This window comes from Amphritea sp. 1_MG-2023 (assembly GCF_030547545.1).
Lineage (GTDB): Bacteria > Pseudomonadota > Gammaproteobacteria > Pseudomonadales > Balneatricaceae > Amphritea.
The window spans coordinates 1-15237 of record NZ_JAUOQE010000044.1 but is presented as its reverse complement, the minus strand read 5'-3'; the positions used below and the strand labels follow the sequence as shown (position 1 = coordinate 15237).

The 15237-nt window shown below is 47.5% G+C and carries 19 protein-coding genes and 1 tRNA gene; 7 read left to right on the top strand and 13 right to left on the bottom strand.

Annotation, left to right across the window (positions count from 1 at the left end; all coding sequences use genetic code 11):
• Positions 1–66: 66 nt before the first annotated feature.
• Positions 67–327 (bottom strand): YkgJ family cysteine cluster protein, encoded by a 261-nt coding sequence (locus Q4488_RS17205; RefSeq protein WP_303581719.1) that lies wholly within the window; start codon positions 325–327, stop codon positions 67–69.
• An 81-nt stretch (positions 328–408) separates the two neighbouring features.
• Here Q4488_RS17205 and Q4488_RS17200 point away from each other — a divergent pair, with 81 nt between their 5' ends.
• Positions 409–942 carry a YaeQ family protein gene (locus tag Q4488_RS17200; protein WP_303581718.1) on the top strand — a complete coding sequence of 178 codons (534 nt, stop codon included), beginning with the start codon at positions 409–411 and terminating at the stop codon, positions 940–942.
• Positions 943–1262: 320 nt separating this feature from the next.
• On the opposite strand, the gene Q4488_RS17195 is transcribed toward Q4488_RS17200, so the two are convergent.
• The 5 genes from Q4488_RS17195 to Q4488_RS17175 all read right to left on the bottom strand — a co-directional run bounded on the left by Q4488_RS17195 (position 1263) and on the right by Q4488_RS17175 (position 4585).
• Positions 1263–2075, bottom strand: a complete 813-nt coding sequence (locus Q4488_RS17195; protein WP_303581717.1) for a ferritin-like domain-containing protein — start codon at positions 2073–2075, stop codon at positions 1263–1265.
• A 145-nt stretch (positions 2076–2220) separates the two neighbouring features.
• Positions 2221–2661 (bottom strand): hypothetical protein, encoded by a 441-nt coding sequence (locus Q4488_RS17190; protein WP_303581716.1) that lies wholly within the window; start codon positions 2659–2661, stop codon positions 2221–2223.
• 193 nt (positions 2662–2854) lie between these two features.
• Complete coding sequence (locus Q4488_RS17185; protein WP_303581715.1) at positions 2855–3832, bottom strand: hypothetical protein; 978 nt, start codon at positions 3830–3832, stop codon at positions 2855–2857.
• An 85-nt stretch (positions 3833–3917) separates the two neighbouring features.
• Entirely contained in the window at positions 3918–4406 is a 489-nt protein-coding gene (locus Q4488_RS17180; RefSeq protein ID WP_303581714.1) for a thioesterase family protein, read from the bottom strand.
• Between the two features lie 5 nt (positions 4407–4411).
• Positions 4412–4585 (bottom strand): oxidoreductase-like domain-containing protein, encoded by a 174-nt coding sequence (locus tag Q4488_RS17175; RefSeq protein ID WP_303581713.1) that lies wholly within the window; start codon positions 4583–4585, stop codon positions 4412–4414.
• A 155-nt stretch (positions 4586–4740) separates the two neighbouring features.
• Between Q4488_RS17175 and Q4488_RS17170 the strand changes: the two genes are divergently transcribed.
• Positions 4741–6981 (top strand): YgiQ family radical SAM protein, encoded by a 2241-nt coding sequence (locus Q4488_RS17170; protein WP_303581712.1) that lies wholly within the window; start codon positions 4741–4743, stop codon positions 6979–6981.
• A 28-nt stretch (positions 6982–7009) separates the two neighbouring features.
• Here the strand turns inward: Q4488_RS17170 and Q4488_RS17165 are convergent, their stop codons facing one another.
• From Q4488_RS17165 to htpX, 3 genes are all read right to left on the bottom strand, one after another.
• Positions 7010–7204 carry a PA3496 family putative envelope integrity protein gene (locus Q4488_RS17165; protein WP_303581711.1) on the bottom strand — a complete coding sequence of 65 codons (195 nt, stop codon included), beginning with the start codon at positions 7202–7204 and terminating at the stop codon, positions 7010–7012.
• Positions 7205–7401: 197 nt separating this feature from the next.
• A complete protein-coding gene (locus tag Q4488_RS17160; protein ID WP_303581710.1) occupies positions 7402–7581 on the bottom strand; it encodes a hypothetical protein in 180 nt (59 codons plus the stop codon).
• A 314-nt stretch (positions 7582–7895) separates the two neighbouring features.
• On the bottom strand, positions 7896–8780 hold the full coding sequence (gene htpX / locus Q4488_RS17155; protein WP_303581709.1) for a protease HtpX: 885 nt from the start codon (positions 8778–8780) through the stop codon (positions 7896–7898).
• A 162-nt stretch (positions 8781–8942) separates the two neighbouring features.
• Here htpX and Q4488_RS17150 point away from each other — a divergent pair, with 162 nt between their 5' ends.
• Together Q4488_RS17150 and Q4488_RS17145 are read left to right on the top strand one after the other, a co-directional pair.
• Positions 8943–9866: a class I SAM-dependent methyltransferase gene (locus Q4488_RS17150; RefSeq protein WP_303581708.1), complete on the top strand. Its 924-nt coding sequence runs from the start codon at positions 8943–8945 to the stop codon at positions 9864–9866.
• A gap of 39 nt (positions 9867–9905) precedes the next feature.
• Entirely contained in the window at positions 9906–10400 is a 495-nt protein-coding gene (locus tag Q4488_RS17145) for a hypothetical protein (RefSeq protein WP_303581707.1), read from the top strand.
• Positions 10401–10506: 106 nt separating this feature from the next.
• On the opposite strand, the gene Q4488_RS17140 is transcribed toward Q4488_RS17145, so the two are convergent.
• Both Q4488_RS17140 and Q4488_RS17135 read right to left on the bottom strand, forming a co-directional pair.
• Positions 10507–10875, bottom strand: coding sequence for a hypothetical protein (locus tag Q4488_RS17140; protein WP_303581706.1), 369 nt, complete (start codon positions 10873–10875; stop codon positions 10507–10509).
• A 226-nt stretch (positions 10876–11101) separates the two neighbouring features.
• Positions 11102–12319, bottom strand: a complete 1218-nt coding sequence (locus tag Q4488_RS17135) for a pyridoxal phosphate-dependent aminotransferase (RefSeq protein WP_303581705.1) — start codon at positions 12317–12319, stop codon at positions 11102–11104.
• A gap of 166 nt (positions 12320–12485) precedes the next feature.
• On the opposite strand from Q4488_RS17135, the gene msrB reads away from it, so the two are divergent.
• The gene (gene msrB / locus Q4488_RS17130) at positions 12486–12896 is read left to right on the top strand and encodes a peptide-methionine (R)-S-oxide reductase MsrB (RefSeq protein WP_303581704.1); all 411 of its coding nucleotides are present in this window, start codon (positions 12486–12488) and stop codon (positions 12894–12896) included.
• 3 nt (positions 12897–12899) lie between these two features.
• Entirely contained in the window at positions 12900–13568 is a 669-nt protein-coding gene (locus Q4488_RS17125) for a DNA-3-methyladenine glycosylase I (protein WP_303581703.1), read from the top strand.
• 8 nt (positions 13569–13576) lie between these two features.
• Here the strand turns inward: Q4488_RS17125 and Q4488_RS17120 are convergent, their stop codons facing one another.
• Both Q4488_RS17120 and syd read right to left on the bottom strand, forming a co-directional pair.
• The gene (locus tag Q4488_RS17120) at positions 13577–14149 is read right to left on the bottom strand and encodes a YajG family lipoprotein (RefSeq protein ID WP_303581702.1); all 573 of its coding nucleotides are present in this window, start codon (positions 14147–14149) and stop codon (positions 13577–13579) included.
• Between the two features lie 3 nt (positions 14150–14152).
• Complete coding sequence (gene syd, locus Q4488_RS17115) at positions 14153–14737, bottom strand: SecY-interacting protein (RefSeq protein ID WP_303581701.1); 585 nt, start codon at positions 14735–14737, stop codon at positions 14153–14155.
• A 211-nt stretch (positions 14738–14948) separates the two neighbouring features.
• Here syd and Q4488_RS17110 point away from each other — a divergent pair.
• Positions 14949–15024, top strand: a tRNA-Val gene (locus Q4488_RS17110).
• Positions 15025–15237 lie beyond the last annotated feature (213 nt).

The following is a 15237-nucleotide window of genomic DNA, read 5'->3' as shown; positions in this document are numbered from 1 at the left end:
GTGTTGTTACTATGAGAGTGATTAGGCTAGTGATTGCGCTGTAGTGTAACGGATTGCCCAACAGGGTTAAATATCCGGCGCGGTGTCCTGCTCCATCTGGGTGAGGATGGTTAATGCTTGCTGTTGGGTTTCACCGCAATGTTCTGTCTGTGCTTGGAATGCATGACACAGGGGCGGAAAATCTGGCGTATTCCAGATAGTGCAGTTAAAAGCGTCATCTAAGTTGACACAGGGTACTCCCGCTGGTTTGCCATTGGGCATATTGGGAATAGCAGTGCTTATGTGCGGTGCGATACAGCAGGCTCCGCATTGAGGTCGGCAATCCATAGAGAAATTTTATCCAGCGATTAAATCGTTATAATAGCGTATTAAGTCTGATAAATGCCCTCCAAGATAAGGTTAATTCCTATGGCGTTGAAGCCAACCATCTATAAAATTGAACTGCAGTTGAGTGATACCGATCGTCACTGTTATGAAACCTGTCAGCTAACATTAGCACAGCATCCCTCTGAGACATTGCAACGGATGATGGTTAGGCTATTGGTTTACGCGATGAATTATCATCAAGATGTGTGCTTTACGCGCGGATTATCGAGTACCGATGAGCCTGAATTGTGGCAGATTGCCCCTGATGGCACGATTGAGCATTGGATAGAATTAGGACAAGCTTCGCCCGAGCGGCTGCGTAAAGCGGTGAGTCGAGCGCCAAAGATTTCGTTGTATGCCTATGGCCGAGAGGTGGATGTCTGGTGGCATAAGCAGAGAGCGGCGCTGACGGCGTTACCGAAAGTCAGTGTGTGGCGTTTTCACGATAGTGACGTTGCTCAGCTGGATAGGTTTATTAGCCGGAGCATGCAGCTGTCATTGACGATTAGTGAGGGCGAGCTGTTTCTGAGTGATAATAGTCATCATTTAAGCTTAGCGGTGGAACGGTTAGAGTAGAGTTAGCTTAAGGCCGTATGTCGCTGGTAGCGATGGCGCTTTGAAAGATCAATACTAGGGTAGGTATAGGTTATAAAAGAACCGGACCCCCACTTGCATCAAAAAGCTCTGCTGGAAAGAGCTTTACGTCGGTCAGAGAAGGGTCCGGATAGAAGACTAGTCTATACCTATCTGGACGGTGTGCAATTCAGCTGAAACCTGTAGACCATCATTATTACCCAATTTGGGTGGTTTGCTTGGGTTGTTATGCAGGTATTCAAACGACGGTTTGATGGCATTGAGTGGTTCTGACTGTCTTCATGGTGGCGATATAGCGGGGATTATTGGCCTTGCTTCATCATCTCAATCATCTTCATTTCTTCTGCAGAAAAACCGGCTTTCAAGCGGGCTTCGTAGTTCAATGGCCCTTTGAGCGGTCCTTTCATATATTTCCACAGGAGATCAATAAAGGTTTGATTGGGTTCGAGATGCCGTTGTTGACACTGATAGTGGTACCAACGAGTGCCTGAGCAGACATGGCCAATCTCTTCATTGCCGATCATGGAGAGAATATCGACCATTTTGTTGTCACCCAGTTGATCAAAGCGCTGGATCGCTTTGGGCACAACATCTAAGGCACGTGCTTCAAGGGCTCGATGGACGATGCCCATTCTTTCCAACATATCGTCAGCGGTATCGATCGCCATACTCCAGAGTTCGCCATGAGCTTTGAAGCTGCCGTAATCATAGCCCATTTCCCGTAAGCGGCCGCGTAAGGCAACAAAATGATTGGCTTCCTCAGCGGCACACTGCATCCAGTCAGCATAAAATGCTTTCGGCATATGTCGATAACGATGTACGGAATCGAGCGCTAAATTAACAGCGGTTAATTCAATATGAGCCAGGGCGTGAATCAGCGCTGCGCGACCCTCTTCCTTACTCATTTTGCGCTCGTTAACCTCGGCCGGTGCGACGATTTCGGGCTTATCCAGCTGACCGGGTTGCTGAAGAAATTCAGGAGCATCGCCTTCTTGCCACTCTAATTCTCCGGCATTCCAACGGCTGACAGTTTGTCGCGTCAGCTCGATTTTAAGATCGGGGTCTGCGGTTAGAAATGCCTCTTTTGTGCGTGCGTATAAGTTTTGCAAGAACACTGTCGCTCGATTGATAATAGTCGAGTGTATTGTACCCGCTGAGCGCTTCGGCGTGGAGAGGGCAACGTCAATTTTTAGCTACCTAGCACGAGAGGGAGTGCTTCTTGCGGTTGCTTCTGATTGAACAAGCCCTGTTTGACAGGGCTCAATGTCGATGGCTGTGATGATAATGATGTTGAGTGAAACGACGCTGGGCCCGATGTGATGAATGGGCATCATATTGATGCGGGCGATGATGGTGTTTAACACGGTGATGACGGCTGTTGAATCGATAAGCACGGCTATTGAGAATGATATGGGTTTGTGGAGATAAGCGGTTGATGCGGTGATATTGATGATCGCTCGCGGGATAGCTACGTCCTCTATGGCTTGGCGTACGATAATGTCGATTTATAACTCGATAGTCATCGCGCTGAGATGGCGCAGAGCGAATAGCGTATCGACCGTTGAGGTGTCGATTACTGATATACAGTCGAACGTTGCCGGTATCAATCGCGATATGATGGAGACTGTCAGCATCGCTAGGGAGTGCAACTAGCAGCAGTAAGCTCATTGATATAACGAGATAGTGTTTTGTTTGGCACATAATTTAACCTCAATGAATGGTTAAATATTAGTTCAAAGATGCGTTGTCGTGGGCGGATGTGGCGGATGATTTTTCAGTTTGAAATGCGTCTATATTCAGCAACAATTCATGCTGTAACGCGATGAGGTCATTGGTGAACGCCTCATCGTTGCTACATCAGTGATCTGTTGGGCGGTTTGCTTGTCGCGTTAGGTTAGAAGGCAGGTACTAAGCGAGCGATCCGGCTATCGCGTAACGGATTAAATATCAGGCGTCTAAGTTTGTACCAGTAGGTTCCGAACAGCACGATAAAGACACCAAAGCCGATGAATATCAGTAGCGGCAGGTTGTTACTATCGAGTAAATTGCGGCTGACCACTTGAAAGATAGCGTAGATTGCATATGAAAGACTGGATACCAGCATGGCGCGGCGGTCGACAAATAGGGCGGTCAGTAAAAACACCAAGAAGAAGAGTAGTAAGGCTATTTCACGGAGACTGCCGCCGGCTAAAACCCCAGAGTCATTCAACAGAATGGCGCTCATCATGCCATGAACCATCAGCGGCGATGCCAGTAAATGGAGCCAAAAGCCACAGTCACTGGCGCGACGTTGTCGTTGACGATCACGGGCATCAAAGCTCATCGCGGTGAGAAATACAAGCAACCCGAGTGCAGAAAAGAGTAGTTGATGTTGCAGCACCTCTATGCCAATGCTGCTGATAATCGCGGCCACTAGACCCGCAGCGACGGGTAATAAACTAAATGGCATACGGTAGCGTAGATAAAACAGTAATGAGGCGGCGCTTAGTGTGAGAAACTGCAGCGAGGCGGTTTCAAATTCGGCAACGCCTAATGCTTTGCCGAGGAAGTAAAGCGTTGAGCCGAGGATGGCAATACCGGGGAGAGCCAGCCTGCGAATCCGTACTAACCATTCGGCTGCGCCTAAGAATAAGGCGGCCGGCACAAGCCATTCGAGCTGACTAAGGTGCATGGCTGACACCGAAAATGTGACAAATAATACCCCGAGGGTGATGAAGATATCGCCGAAATTACGCACGAAGCGAAGTTGTTCTTCAGCCGTGTGCTCTTCAGCAGCGACATTGCCCGTATTACTGAAGAGTATCAGCTGTTGCAGTTGTTGTTGCGAGATGATGCCTCGTTGCGCCGCTCTTTCTAGCGTCTCTCTATCCACAATATTTCCTGATGATTGGCAGAAGCGGTTACTGATTTTTTGTTTCAACGCAGTAACAGGCTTCCGGTTAATGTTGGCTGATGAGTTAAGCGCGGCGAATGCCGATTTTGCGTCCTATATTGGCGGGCGATGCTAGGGTTGACTGTTGTGCCGCCAGTGTGGCGATATTTTCAGCAATCTCAACCGGAAATGGGCAGCTACTGCGGCTACTTAGGTCAACGCACATGGCCATTTGCTCAAGGGTTGAAGCAAGGTATTCACTGCCATCCGGATGTTGCGCAAACATTTCAAAATACAGGTGAAGGCGCTTGCTATCGTGATCGATCAGTTGACAACGGACTTCGACTAGCTGATCTAGGACAACTTCGTTGTTATAGGTAATATGATTTTCCAGCACCATCCAAGAGATTTGGCTCGCGTTTGTGACCGCCTCACTTAAGCCTAATTGGCTGACCAATTCAGTGCCTGCGAGATCAAAAATGAGTACGTAATAAGCCACATTCATGTGGTTATTATAATCAAGCCATTCAGGTTTGATATGCGTGCGATAAATGATAGGTGCTTGCTTGGGCATCGGTGTTAATCCTTATTTTCGAAGGGCGTTTCGTTAGCGTCCTGCTCGGCTTCATTATTGACGGCTTGTTCAGCATTCCAAGCGTTTAAGTCTTCATAGTAGATATCCCAGACACAAGGAGAGCAGCCACTTTCGCAGCATTCGTAATCAGCGGGAGGGGTGGGTTTTGCTCGACTCATGTTTGTTAATCTATGTGTTTAATTCCGAGTATTTTACTATGTCTATTCCTGAAGGCCCAGTCAACAGCACTGAGAACCATGTTTTTACTATCGGTTAGAGGCTGTTTCTGCGACAATTGAGTTCCTCCTAAATTTAGTTGTCTCTTGATATTTCCATGAAAAAAACTGCACCTGATCTGTTTTCCTATCCGCGTTATTGGGCTGAATGCTATGGCATAGCACCTTTTTTACCGACCACCCGAGAGGAGATGGATCAATTGGGGTGGGATAGCTGTGACATTATCATTGTTACCGGTGATGCCTATGTCGATCATCCCAGCTTTGGCATGGCGGTGATGGGGCGCTTACTGGAAGCTCAAGGATTTCGCGTGGGTATTATCGCGCAACCGGATTGGCGCAGTGCCGATGATTTTATGCGCTTGGGCAAGCCGAATCTCTATTTTGGTGTGACCGCCGGAAATATGGATTCCATGATCAATCGCTATACCGCCGATCTTCGTTTGCGTCATGATGATGCGTATACCGCAGGGGGGAAGGGCGGTAAGCGACCAGACCGAGCGGTGATTGTTTATAGTCAGCGATGTAAGGAGGCGTGGACTGATGTGCCGGTTGTATTGGGCGGTATTGAAGCGAGTTTACGACGTATTGCTCAGTACGATTACTGGAGCAACAAAGTACGCCGCTCGGTGTTACTCGATGCCACCGCCGATATTCTTCTATATGGTAATGCGGAACGGGCGATTGTGGAACTGAGCCACGGGCTTGCCGCAGGTAAGCGTATCGAAGAGCTTTGGAATATTCGTGGCACGGCATATCTGCGTCAGCAACCACCTGAGGGGTATGTTGAGTTGGATTCGAGTCGTATCGATTGGCCAGGTAATATCGATAAGCTGCCTAACCCCTACGATTTTGGCACTGATCAGCGAGGTGCGGATAAGCTGATCGATCCGACCACAAAGCGTTGTGGTGCCGATAGTTCTGTGACTCAGCCTGCCGAAGAGGCGCATGTTGCGCCGATACGGATTGTGCCGATGCCGCTGAAACGTAAAGAAAAGCTGAGTCAAGAAACGACCTATATACGCTTACCTTCATTTGAAAAAGTAGCTAAAGATTCAGCGTTGTATGCGCATACCTCGCGGGTGTTGCATCAGGAATCAAATCCACATAATGCTCGAGCACTGATTCAAAAGCATGGTAATCGTGAGTTATGGGTTAATCCGCCGCCGATTCCGTTGGAAACGCCTGAAATGGATGGTGTGTTTGGTTTGCCGTATCAGCGAGTACCGCATCCTGCGTATGGGAAAGATAAAATTCCGGCTTACGATATGATCCGCTTCTCGATTAATATTATGCGTGGTTGTTTCGGTGGCTGTACTTTTTGCTCGATTACCGAGCATGAAGGACGGATTATTCAAAGTCGCTCACATGAATCGATATTGAATGAGATGGCAGAGATACGCGATAAAGTCCCTGGGTTTACCGGATCAATCTCTGATCTGGGTGGGCCAACATCGAATATGTACTTTCTCAACTGTAATGATGATGATATTCAGTCGAACTGTCGTAAGCTGTCCTGTGTTTATCCGACTATCTGCAGTAATCTCGTGACGGATCATAGTCAGACCACCGAGTTGTATCGTAAAGCACGTAAAATGGAAGGCATACATAATATCGCTATCGCCTCTGGCTTACGTTATGACCTGGCGGTTAAAGATCCTGAGTATGTGCGTGAGTTGGTGACCTACCATGTAGGGGGGTACTTAAAAATTGCGCCGGAACACAGTGAACAAAACACGCTCAGCAAAATGATGAAACCGGGTATGGATACCTACTACGACTTTAAAAATATGTTCGATCAGTTCTCTGCTGAAGCGGGCAAAAAACAATATCTGATACCCTATTTTATCGCGGCACATCCGGGCTGTGATGATAACGATATGCTGAACTTATCGCTGTGGTTGAAGCAAAACGATGTCAAAGTCGATCAAGTACAAAACTTTTATCCATCGCCGATGTCGCTGGCCACCGCGATGTATCATTCAGAGAAAAACCCGCTCAAGCAGATCACCTATAAGAGTGAAACGCTTTATATTCCAAAAGATAAAGCGCAGCGTAAAGCGCACAAAACACTGCTGCGATACCATGACCCTGAGAACTGGTCCGATTTACGGATTAAATTAAAAGAGATGGGGCGCGAAGACTTAATCGGCACTCGTCCTGGGCATCTTGTGACCCCGGAGGAGGCGCCTAAGCGGCGTGAGAATAGCAAAGCACGAGTACGCCCGAGTGGCGCACGGGTAGCGACCAAGGCGACAGTAAAGGGCAACAAAGCTTCATCTTCGCGTGCGGCGAAGAAGCGTAAAGGGCAGAGCAGTATTAAAAAGCAGCAGCACTGAGGACAGTGCGCTGCTAGCGGCTGATGATTCAGTAGAGGTCGTATGACTCTGTTAGGTTGCGCTTGAGTGAACGCTCTTCCATATAATCTTCAATCATCTTACGTTTACGTGCTTTACGTAGCCCTTTTTTTTGGCGGCCGGTCGCTGGCGTGATAAAGAAATCATTATCCATCTCATCCAGGTTTTCGGTGCTCAGATCCTCTAGACGAACTTTATGACTCATAAATACTTACTCGGGTTTTGTTATCAGTGATGTGCTAATAAAACCCTCTGACGATGACGTTGGTATGACATTGAGATTAAACTTTGATAACACCGAGCTTAAGTGACGTTGTGGCCGGTACGATGCTCTATAGGCTGCTAAGCCATCGCTAATTAGCCATACACTGGAGCTAAAGAAAAAGCAGCTCGAGGCTGCTTTTAGTCGTAGAACTCGCGTAATTCCCGTTCGAGGCGACGCTGTTCAAACAGTAACTCTATGCGTCTTCTTTTTTCGGCATCACAGCAGAACTGTTTTTCTTTTGTGTCAATTTCGATGTCGTCATCGCTCCAGTCATCGGCGAGATCTATATCATCGGAGATTTCTTGTTTTTTGGTCATGGCTTCGCTCTTCACATGCATTTGACTGTCAAACAGCCAATACTGATAAAATCACATGATCAAACCCGCTTGCCTTGCAGGTTCACGTCTATATCGATTATGGGGCAAAAAATATGGGCGTAAAATGATTTTTTCTAAACTGATTTTTGATTTTAGTGAAATATTTTAAGGTTATAGCGGGTGAACGAATCGCAAAATAATGCTAAAAGAACGGAAGGGTTGGGGATGTAATGCCTCGCGTAGATTGCGCGGGTACCGATGTCAGTTGACGAAAAAAACGCCTCGAGGGAGGCGTTTTTAAATGGATTTAATGATCAGTATTTTTGCAGGGCAGCAATTCGATCATCCAAGGGTGGGTGTGTCGATAGTAATGCCATAAAGCCTTGCTTCATATGACTACTGATACCAAAGGCCGTGAGTGTTTCAGGCATTTGATCGGGTACGTTATATTCGGCTTTCAAACGTTGTAGTGCACCAATCATCGCATGAGGTGAGGCGAGAGTGGCGCCGGCCTCATCCGCTTTAAACTCTCGGCGGCGACTAAACCAGGCGACAATGGTCGATGCTAATATGCCAAGCACAATTTCAGCGACAATGGTGGTGATGAAGTAACCAATGCCGTGACCCTGTTCGTTTTTTAGAATGGCACGGTCAACAAAGTGACCGATGATGCGTGCAAAGAACATAACGAAGGTATTAACGACCCCTTGAATTAGCGTCAGGGTAACCATATCACCGTTAGCGACATGGCCTATTTCGTGAGCCAGTACGGCGCGAATTTCTTCTTTACGAAAACGTTGCAACAACCCCATGCTGACCGCGACCAATGCGTTGTTTTTATTCCAGCCTGTGGCAAACGCGTTGGCCTGTTGGGCGGGGAAAATCCCCACTTCTGGCATGCCTATCTTAGCTTTATCAGCCAATTCTTTAACCGTATCGAGCAGCCATTGTTCATCGGCGCTGCGTGCCTGAGTGATAATCTCAGTGCCGCTGCCTTTTTTGGCCAAAAATTTAGATAAAAATAGTGATACAAAGGAGCCGGCGAAACCAAAGACTGCGCAGAAGGCGAGTAGGTTGCCAAGATCCATATCAACACCGTTTGCTTGTAGGATGGAGCCTACGCCAAACAAGCTGAGTGTTATGCTGGCTAGGGCAATAACGGCAATGTTGGTTAACAGGAAAAGACCGATTCGCATCATGATGTGGTAGCTCTTTATAATGAAGTTGATGTTATAGATATAGGCGATGCGAATAAGTTTCAACTGCTTTTTCATTTAAGGCGATAAAAAACTGGCTCAATGCCATATGGGTCACTATAATCGCGCCTTTTTAATTTTAATGCATACCTGAGCGGATCGTATATGCAAGCTATTTTTGATTCTATCATTACTCAACTGGACGCTTCTCAGGGAGACGTGCGGCGCTTGTTTCATGGGCGAGGGCGATGCTTTCCTGGGTATGAGCAGTTGGTTATCGATCTGTTACCGCCGGTTGTGATTGTCCGTCTGTTTGCTGCGCATTCGCAAGAGCTGATCATGCAGTTAGATCAGTTTTTTCAACAGCTCGATGGGCCAAGTAAGCCCGAGGCGTTCGTTGTGCAGCATCGCTATCGACGAGAAAATTGCGTCGATGTACGCTGGAATCATGGTACGGTTGATCTGGAACGGCCGCTGCCGGTGGCCGAGCTAGGCTTAAAATACAATGTTAAGCCGTTGAAGAATCAAAATAGTGGTCTGTTTTTAGATATGCGTGAGGGGCGGCGCTGGGTTCGACATAACAGTCAGGGTAAAAATGTTTTAAACCTGTTTGCTTATACCTGTGCGTTTTCTGTCGCGGCGGTTGCTGGCGGTGCGCATAACGTGGTTAATCTCGATATGAGTCGTGGCGCCTTGAGTACGGGGCGAGATAATCATCGCTTAAATCAGTTACCCACCGATCGAGTGAAATTTTTAGGCCATGATCTGTTTCGTTCATGGGGCCGGCTTAAGCGAGAAGGGCCTTATGAGTTAGTGATTATCGATCCGCCGAGTTTTCAGCGAGGCAGTTTTGTTGCCAGCGATGACTATCGCAAAGTGCTGCGCCGGTTACCTGAATTGACAACCGAGGGTGGACAGGTGCTGTTGTGTCTTAACTCACCCGAGTTGGGCAGTGACTTTCTGTTACAACTGATGGAAGATTGTTGTCCAACCTTTGTGTATTGTGAACGTATAACTCATCCGGATGATTTTCCAGATCGAGATCCAGAGCAAGCGCTTAAAGTGCTGTTGTTTAAAAAAGCGGTCTAAGCCGTGACTAAGTAAAGTGATTATTGAGTCAGGAATGTTATGAATTTGATTTGCTTGGATTTGGAGGCGAGTGGCCTAGGGCCCCGTTCCTATCCGATTGAAGTCGCGTGGAAGAGTACGGCGGGGAAAAGTGATAACTTTTTAATTAACCCGGACTCCGTGTCAGGTTGGGATTTTTGGGATGAATATGCAGAAGAGCTGCATAACCTGTGTCGTACTGAAGTGTGTCGCAAAGGCGTGTCTGCTGATGCCGCTTGTACGCGCTTGAATGAGCAATTAGCGGGTCAGGATGTGCTCAGTGATGCTTGGGAATTTGATGATTTTTGGCTGACACGTTTGTTTGAAGCGACAGGACAAACGATGGCATTCAGACTTATTGGGTTGCCGGCGTTATTAAATCCAGAAGAGTTACTTCAGTTTCAGTTGATCTGTAAAGGGCAGTGGCGACAGCATCGCGCGATGAGTGATGTGGATCATATTATCGAGGCGATTTTAAAGGTGCGGGCCGGTGAGGGTATTGAGCGGTCTGTATGAATGAATTGGTCACGATTGACTGTGAATAAACTTAAAGGCAGCGGATAAAGCTGCCTTTTTTATTTTACGCACGGCTACGCTCTTGAATTAGCTGATCGTTAGGCTGTTAGAGATTCAAGACGTGTTTTTCGATATGGTCGCGTAGTTCTTCGTATTGACCCATCTCTTCGGGTTTGAAGTAAAACTTATAGAAGTTACGTTCTACGATGCTGCCTTTGGTATCACCGATTTGCTCTTTGGTGCTTGAATAGCGGTAAGCCATCTGCAGGTGAATGACGCGTGTGTGAGGTGGTACCGTGATTTGGTGGCCTTCAAGATCATAACGCACCTTAGTCTCTTTGATGGTGTAGAAAGAGATCTCGGCTGCGTGACCGAGGTTGATCAAAAAGTTACTGGTGACAGGCATGATATGATTTTTCTCCATGCCGTTGTGTTCCATGTAGATGCCGCAATTTTTCTTGATCTTAATAAACATACTGATTCCGCAAGAGTAAGTTGATGATAAGAAAGTATGTCATGATTCAGTTGGTTTCAAGCCTTAATGCTTATCAATCCACTGAGTTGAGCGTTGGTTACTTCCTTGACTCTGAATCGCACTAAAGCGATCAGATTATATGTCTGTTTTATAACAGAAATATAAACTAAGTATAGAGCCTGATGAACGAAATAAAAAAGCGATCTTTCGATCGCTGATAAAAAAGTTATGCCTGAGAGTAACTTTTCAGGAATAAACCGATGCGATCGATGGCTTCAATCAGCTCATCTTCGCGAGGTAGGCAGACGAGTCGGAAGTGTTGAGTGTCCGGCGCATTGAAGCCGCTACCCTGAACAATCAGTACCTTCTGTTGCTGTAGCAGGTCGAGCGCCATCTTTTCATCGTTCTTAATGGGATGGATTTCAGGGTCCAGTCTGACGAATAGGTAGAGCGAGCCACGTGCCTTGACACAAGAGACGCCTGGGATTTGATTGAGTCTCTGCCAAGCAATATGGCATTGTTCATATAGACGGCCTCCAGGTGCTGTCAGCTCATCGATGCTTTGATAGCCACCCAATGCGGTCTGAATCGCATGTTGAGCTGGCACATTGGCGCACAGCCGCATACTGGCCAGCATATCGAGACCTTCGATGTAGTCGCGTGCCTGATGTTTAGGTCCGGTGATAATCATCCAGCCAGACCGGAAGCCGGCAGCGCGATAGGCTTTCGATAAGCCATTAAAGGTAAGGCACAAAATCTCATCGCTGAGTGATGCGAGCGGGATATGTTGCGCATCATCGTAGGTGATTTTGTCGTAGATCTCATCGGCAAACACAATTAAGCCAAACTCTTCAGCGAGGGCAATAATTTGTAGCAAAATGGCTTCAGAGTAGACGGCACCGGTCGGATTGTTGGGATTGATAACGACAATGCCTTTGGTGCGCTCGGTAATTTTGCTGCGAATATCATCGATGTCGGGTGCCCAGTCTCGTTGCTCATCGCAGTGATAGTGAACCGGATTGCCGCCCGCTAGACTGGCAGCGGCGGTCCAAAGAGGGTAGTCCGGCGCAGGAATGAGGAGTTCATCATTATCATTCAGCAAGCCTTGAGTCGCCATGACGATCAGTTCGCTGACACCGTTACCCAGATAGATATCTTCGATGGTAACGTTTTTGATGCCTTTTTTTTGGCTTTCCTGCATCACCGCTTTACGCGCTGAGAACAGCCCTTTAGAGTCGCAATAGCCTTGTGCTGAGGGCAGATTATAAATAACGTCCTGAACGATTTCTTCCGGTGCCTCAAAGCCAAATGGGGCCGGATTACCAATATTCAGTTTGATGATGCGTTGACCCTCTTCCTCAAGACGTTTAGCTTCCTGAAGGACGGGGCCACGGATGTCATAGCAGACGTTGATCAGTTTGTTTGATTTTCTGATAACGGACATGGATTAATCCTGTAGTGGTGTCCTGTAATATTCTATGATCGGTAAGTAAACGTCGACAAGAGTAGCGTTGCAGCTTACCGAAGGGGCAAAATAATACGCTTTTTAAACGATATTGGACAGTAACAGACTGATCTTTTCGTTTTACTTATCTGTATTGGAGTTTTTTATGGCAGGTCATGATTTTAAAGTGAAAAAAACTGAAGAGCAGTGGCGTGAAGCCTTAACGCCAGAGCAATATTATGTGTGTCGTGAGAAGGGAACTGAGCGACCAGGCACGGGTCAGTATGATCAGTTTTTTAAGGATGGAGAGTATCGCTGTGTTGCTTGTGGTGAAACGTTGTTTAACAGTGAGAGTAAATTTGATGCGGGTTGTGGTTGGCCGAGTTTTGATGCACCAGCTGAGGCGAGTCATATCCTTGAAAACCATGATGCCTCGCACGGCATGATTCGCACCGAAGTGGTGTGTAGCGGTTGTGGCGCGCATCTTGGGCATCTATTCCCTGATGGGCCGACTGATACGGGAATGCGTTACTGTATTAATTCGGTGTCGATCGATTTCAGTGCGAAGGAGAGCTGAGGCGTGAAATCCTTTAACTGGATCTATGAGCATGTGCTTGCTCATCAAGCGGATCAAGATATTGAAGCGCTTTTACCTCAAGTAAGATCGGCGGATGCGCTAGCAGTGATTGCTGATGATCGATACTTATCGGCGATGAGTCTGAGGGTCTTTCGTGCGGGCATTAGGCATGCCGTCGTCGATGCCAAATGGCCGGCGTTCGAGTCGGCTTTTTTCGGTTTTGAGCCTGAAAAAATTATTTTGATGAGCGATGATCAGCTTGAAAATCTGATGCAAAATGATCAGATTATCCGTCACTGGGGTAAGATTAAATCGGTGCGCGCCAATGCCCTAATGGTCACTGAGTTGGCGGCAGAGTATGGCAGTTTTGCTCGGTTTATCGCCGCTTGGCCGGTGACTGATATTGTTGGCTTGTGGGCCTTGCTAAAGCAGCGGGGGCAGCAGTTAGGGGGTAAATCGGCGGCTTATTTTTTGCGTCAGATGGGTAAGGATAGCTTTATTCTTACCGATGATGTCGTTGCTGCGCTGAAGGCGCAAGACATTATTGATAAAGCACCGACCTCGAAGCGAGATTTACAAACTGTTCAAGATTGTTTTAATGATTGGCAGCAGGAATCAGGCCGGCCGATGGCGCATATCAGCCGGCTATTATCCTATACCGTCGGTTGGTGATGGCCGTGTTAACGTGCCAGAAAGTCGATTAACTTAGCATCATTAAAAGCGCGGTTAACGGTGATGAGTAAGGTTTCATTGACCATTTTTTGATTATCTGCCAGCGATGGCGTGGTGGCGTATTGATACTCTTTCTCGGTGCTATAGCTACCGCTAAGAAACTTACCATGTTTTTCGGCAATCACTCTGATGGTCGCATTGAGTATGACTGATTGTAGGGTGCTTTGAGTGGCACGATACTCGACGTTTTGCAGTTCAATGGTTAGGTGAGTATCTGCTTGAGGGGCAGGCACGGCGCCTAGTTTAACTAACGCAACCTTAGCGCCTTGTGTCAGTGCTGCCGTGGTTGGCTGAGGCAGGTTAACTGGGGCTCGATCGCTGAGGCGGCTAATACGATAACCGATGATATCGCTCGCACGCATATCCTTGCTGTTCACGTCGATTTGCAGGTTGGCAGGGAGTGCTGCTTGAACCGTTATGGCGGGGTGAAGTGGCTCAATGGAGACTTGGTGTGGCTGAAAAGTGCTGCATCCTGATAATAGGATTGCGCCTGTGATGATTGAAATAAAAGCGTTGCGCATCGTTTATTGCTCCAGATCTGGGATCGATTGAGGGGTCAGCTTATCTAAAAATAATGACAGCGAATCGGCTAGTTTCATAATAGGCTTCTTGCCGGGTTGTTCTAGCCACACTTCGCCGGTTTGATTATCGATGGATAAAAACTTCTCTCCATCGGGTTCGGTACAGGCAAAAAACAGTGTGGCGGGGCGTTTTTGTTTCTGTTTAGTCAGCAGATGGCCGATGAGGTTCCCGCGCAGGCGTTCGCAATCTTTGTCACTCCAAACGAATAGTAAACTCAGATCGCCCCAGTCGGAGGTTGCCATCAGCGGTTCAGACCAGTAGCTGCGATACCAAGTACGCAGATCGATATGGATAGGGTAGCCTAATGCTTGTTCAAGGCGATCGAACATAGCGTCACAGCTATTGTGGTTGTCCGGTTGCCGGACCGGCGCCCAGTTGACCGTTTGACCGGGTTCGGCTGACGCCTGAATACAGTCGGAAGGCCATTCGGGATCATAAACGGTTAAGGGGTGGCGGCCTATCTGTTCATGTTGCAGCTCGAGTGTTCGAGCGATAAAAGCATCAATTTTTTCTTTCAGGTGGGACATATATGTTGAGTCCAATACGTCTGAATATAGGGGCATTAAGCCATCGGGTCATTCTGTTGTCGAGTTTATCAGAGTCGCAGGGTGTCGTTGTAATTGTTCGGTTATATTGTTTCGCGTTGCAATTGAAGCTTGTTGCTAAAGGATAAAAATATTTTACGATAAATGTTTGACATACCAAGCAAAATCCTTACAATTCGGCTCTCGATTTAGGGGGTGTGTAGCTCAGTTGGGAGAGCGTCGCCCTTACAAGGCGAATGTCGGGAGTTCGAGCCTCTCCACACCCACCAAGTCGAATGGATGATTAACTTGCAGTTTGTAAGGTAATGATCGCGGGTTTTAATCCCGTACAATGCGAAGCGTAAGTTTCGTTGGTTAAAGGCACTGCCTGTCACTGATGTGTGGGATGGTGGTCGCGGGTTTGAGTCCCGTATGTTGTGGAGTGGTAGTTCAGTTGGTTAGAATACCTGCCTGTCACGCAGGGGGTCGCGGGTTCGAGTCCC

Coding starts and splice junctions, on each gene's coding strand:
- Q4488_RS17180 (WP_303581714.1), bottom strand. CDS start 4,406: ATGCCCAAGCAAGCACCTATCATTTATCGCACGCATATCAAACCTGAA.
- syd (WP_303581701.1), bottom strand. CDS start 14,737: ATGTCCCACCTGAAAGAAAAAATTGATGCTTTTATCGCTCGAACACTC.
- Q4488_RS17200 (WP_303581718.1), top strand. CDS start 409: ATGGCGTTGAAGCCAACCATCTATAAAATTGAACTGCAGTTGAGTGAT.
- Q4488_RS17145 (WP_303581707.1), top strand. CDS start 9,906: ATGAATTTGATTTGCTTGGATTTGGAGGCGAGTGGCCTAGGGCCCCGT.
- Q4488_RS17160 (WP_303581710.1), bottom strand. CDS start 7,581: ATGACCAAAAAACAAGAAATCTCCGATGATATAGATCTCGCCGATGAC.
- Q4488_RS17120 (WP_303581702.1), bottom strand. CDS start 14,149: ATGCGCAACGCTTTTATTTCAATCATCACAGGCGCAATCCTATTATCA.
- Q4488_RS17205 (WP_303581719.1), bottom strand. CDS start 327: ATGGATTGCCGACCTCAATGCGGAGCCTGCTGTATCGCACCGCACATA.
- Q4488_RS17150 (WP_303581708.1), top strand. CDS start 8,943: ATGCAAGCTATTTTTGATTCTATCATTACTCAACTGGACGCTTCTCAG.
- Q4488_RS17165 (WP_303581711.1), bottom strand. CDS start 7,204: ATGAGTCATAAAGTTCGTCTAGAGGATCTGAGCACCGAAAACCTGGAT.
- msrB (WP_303581704.1), top strand. CDS start 12,486: ATGGCAGGTCATGATTTTAAAGTGAAAAAAACTGAAGAGCAGTGGCGT.
- Q4488_RS17135 (WP_303581705.1), bottom strand. CDS start 12,319: ATGTCCGTTATCAGAAAATCAAACAAACTGATCAACGTCTGCTATGAC.
- Q4488_RS17170 (WP_303581712.1), top strand. CDS start 4,741: ATGAAAAAAACTGCACCTGATCTGTTTTCCTATCCGCGTTATTGGGCT.
- Q4488_RS17175 (WP_303581713.1), bottom strand. CDS start 4,585: ATGAGTCGAGCAAAACCCACCCCTCCCGCTGATTACGAATGCTGCGAA.
- Q4488_RS17190 (WP_303581716.1), bottom strand. CDS start 2,661: ATGTGCCAAACAAAACACTATCTCGTTATATCAATGAGCTTACTGCTG.
- Q4488_RS17140 (WP_303581706.1), bottom strand. CDS start 10,875: ATGTTTATTAAGATCAAGAAAAATTGCGGCATCTACATGGAACACAAC.
- htpX (WP_303581709.1), bottom strand. CDS start 8,780: ATGATGCGAATCGGTCTTTTCCTGTTAACCAACATTGCCGTTATTGCC.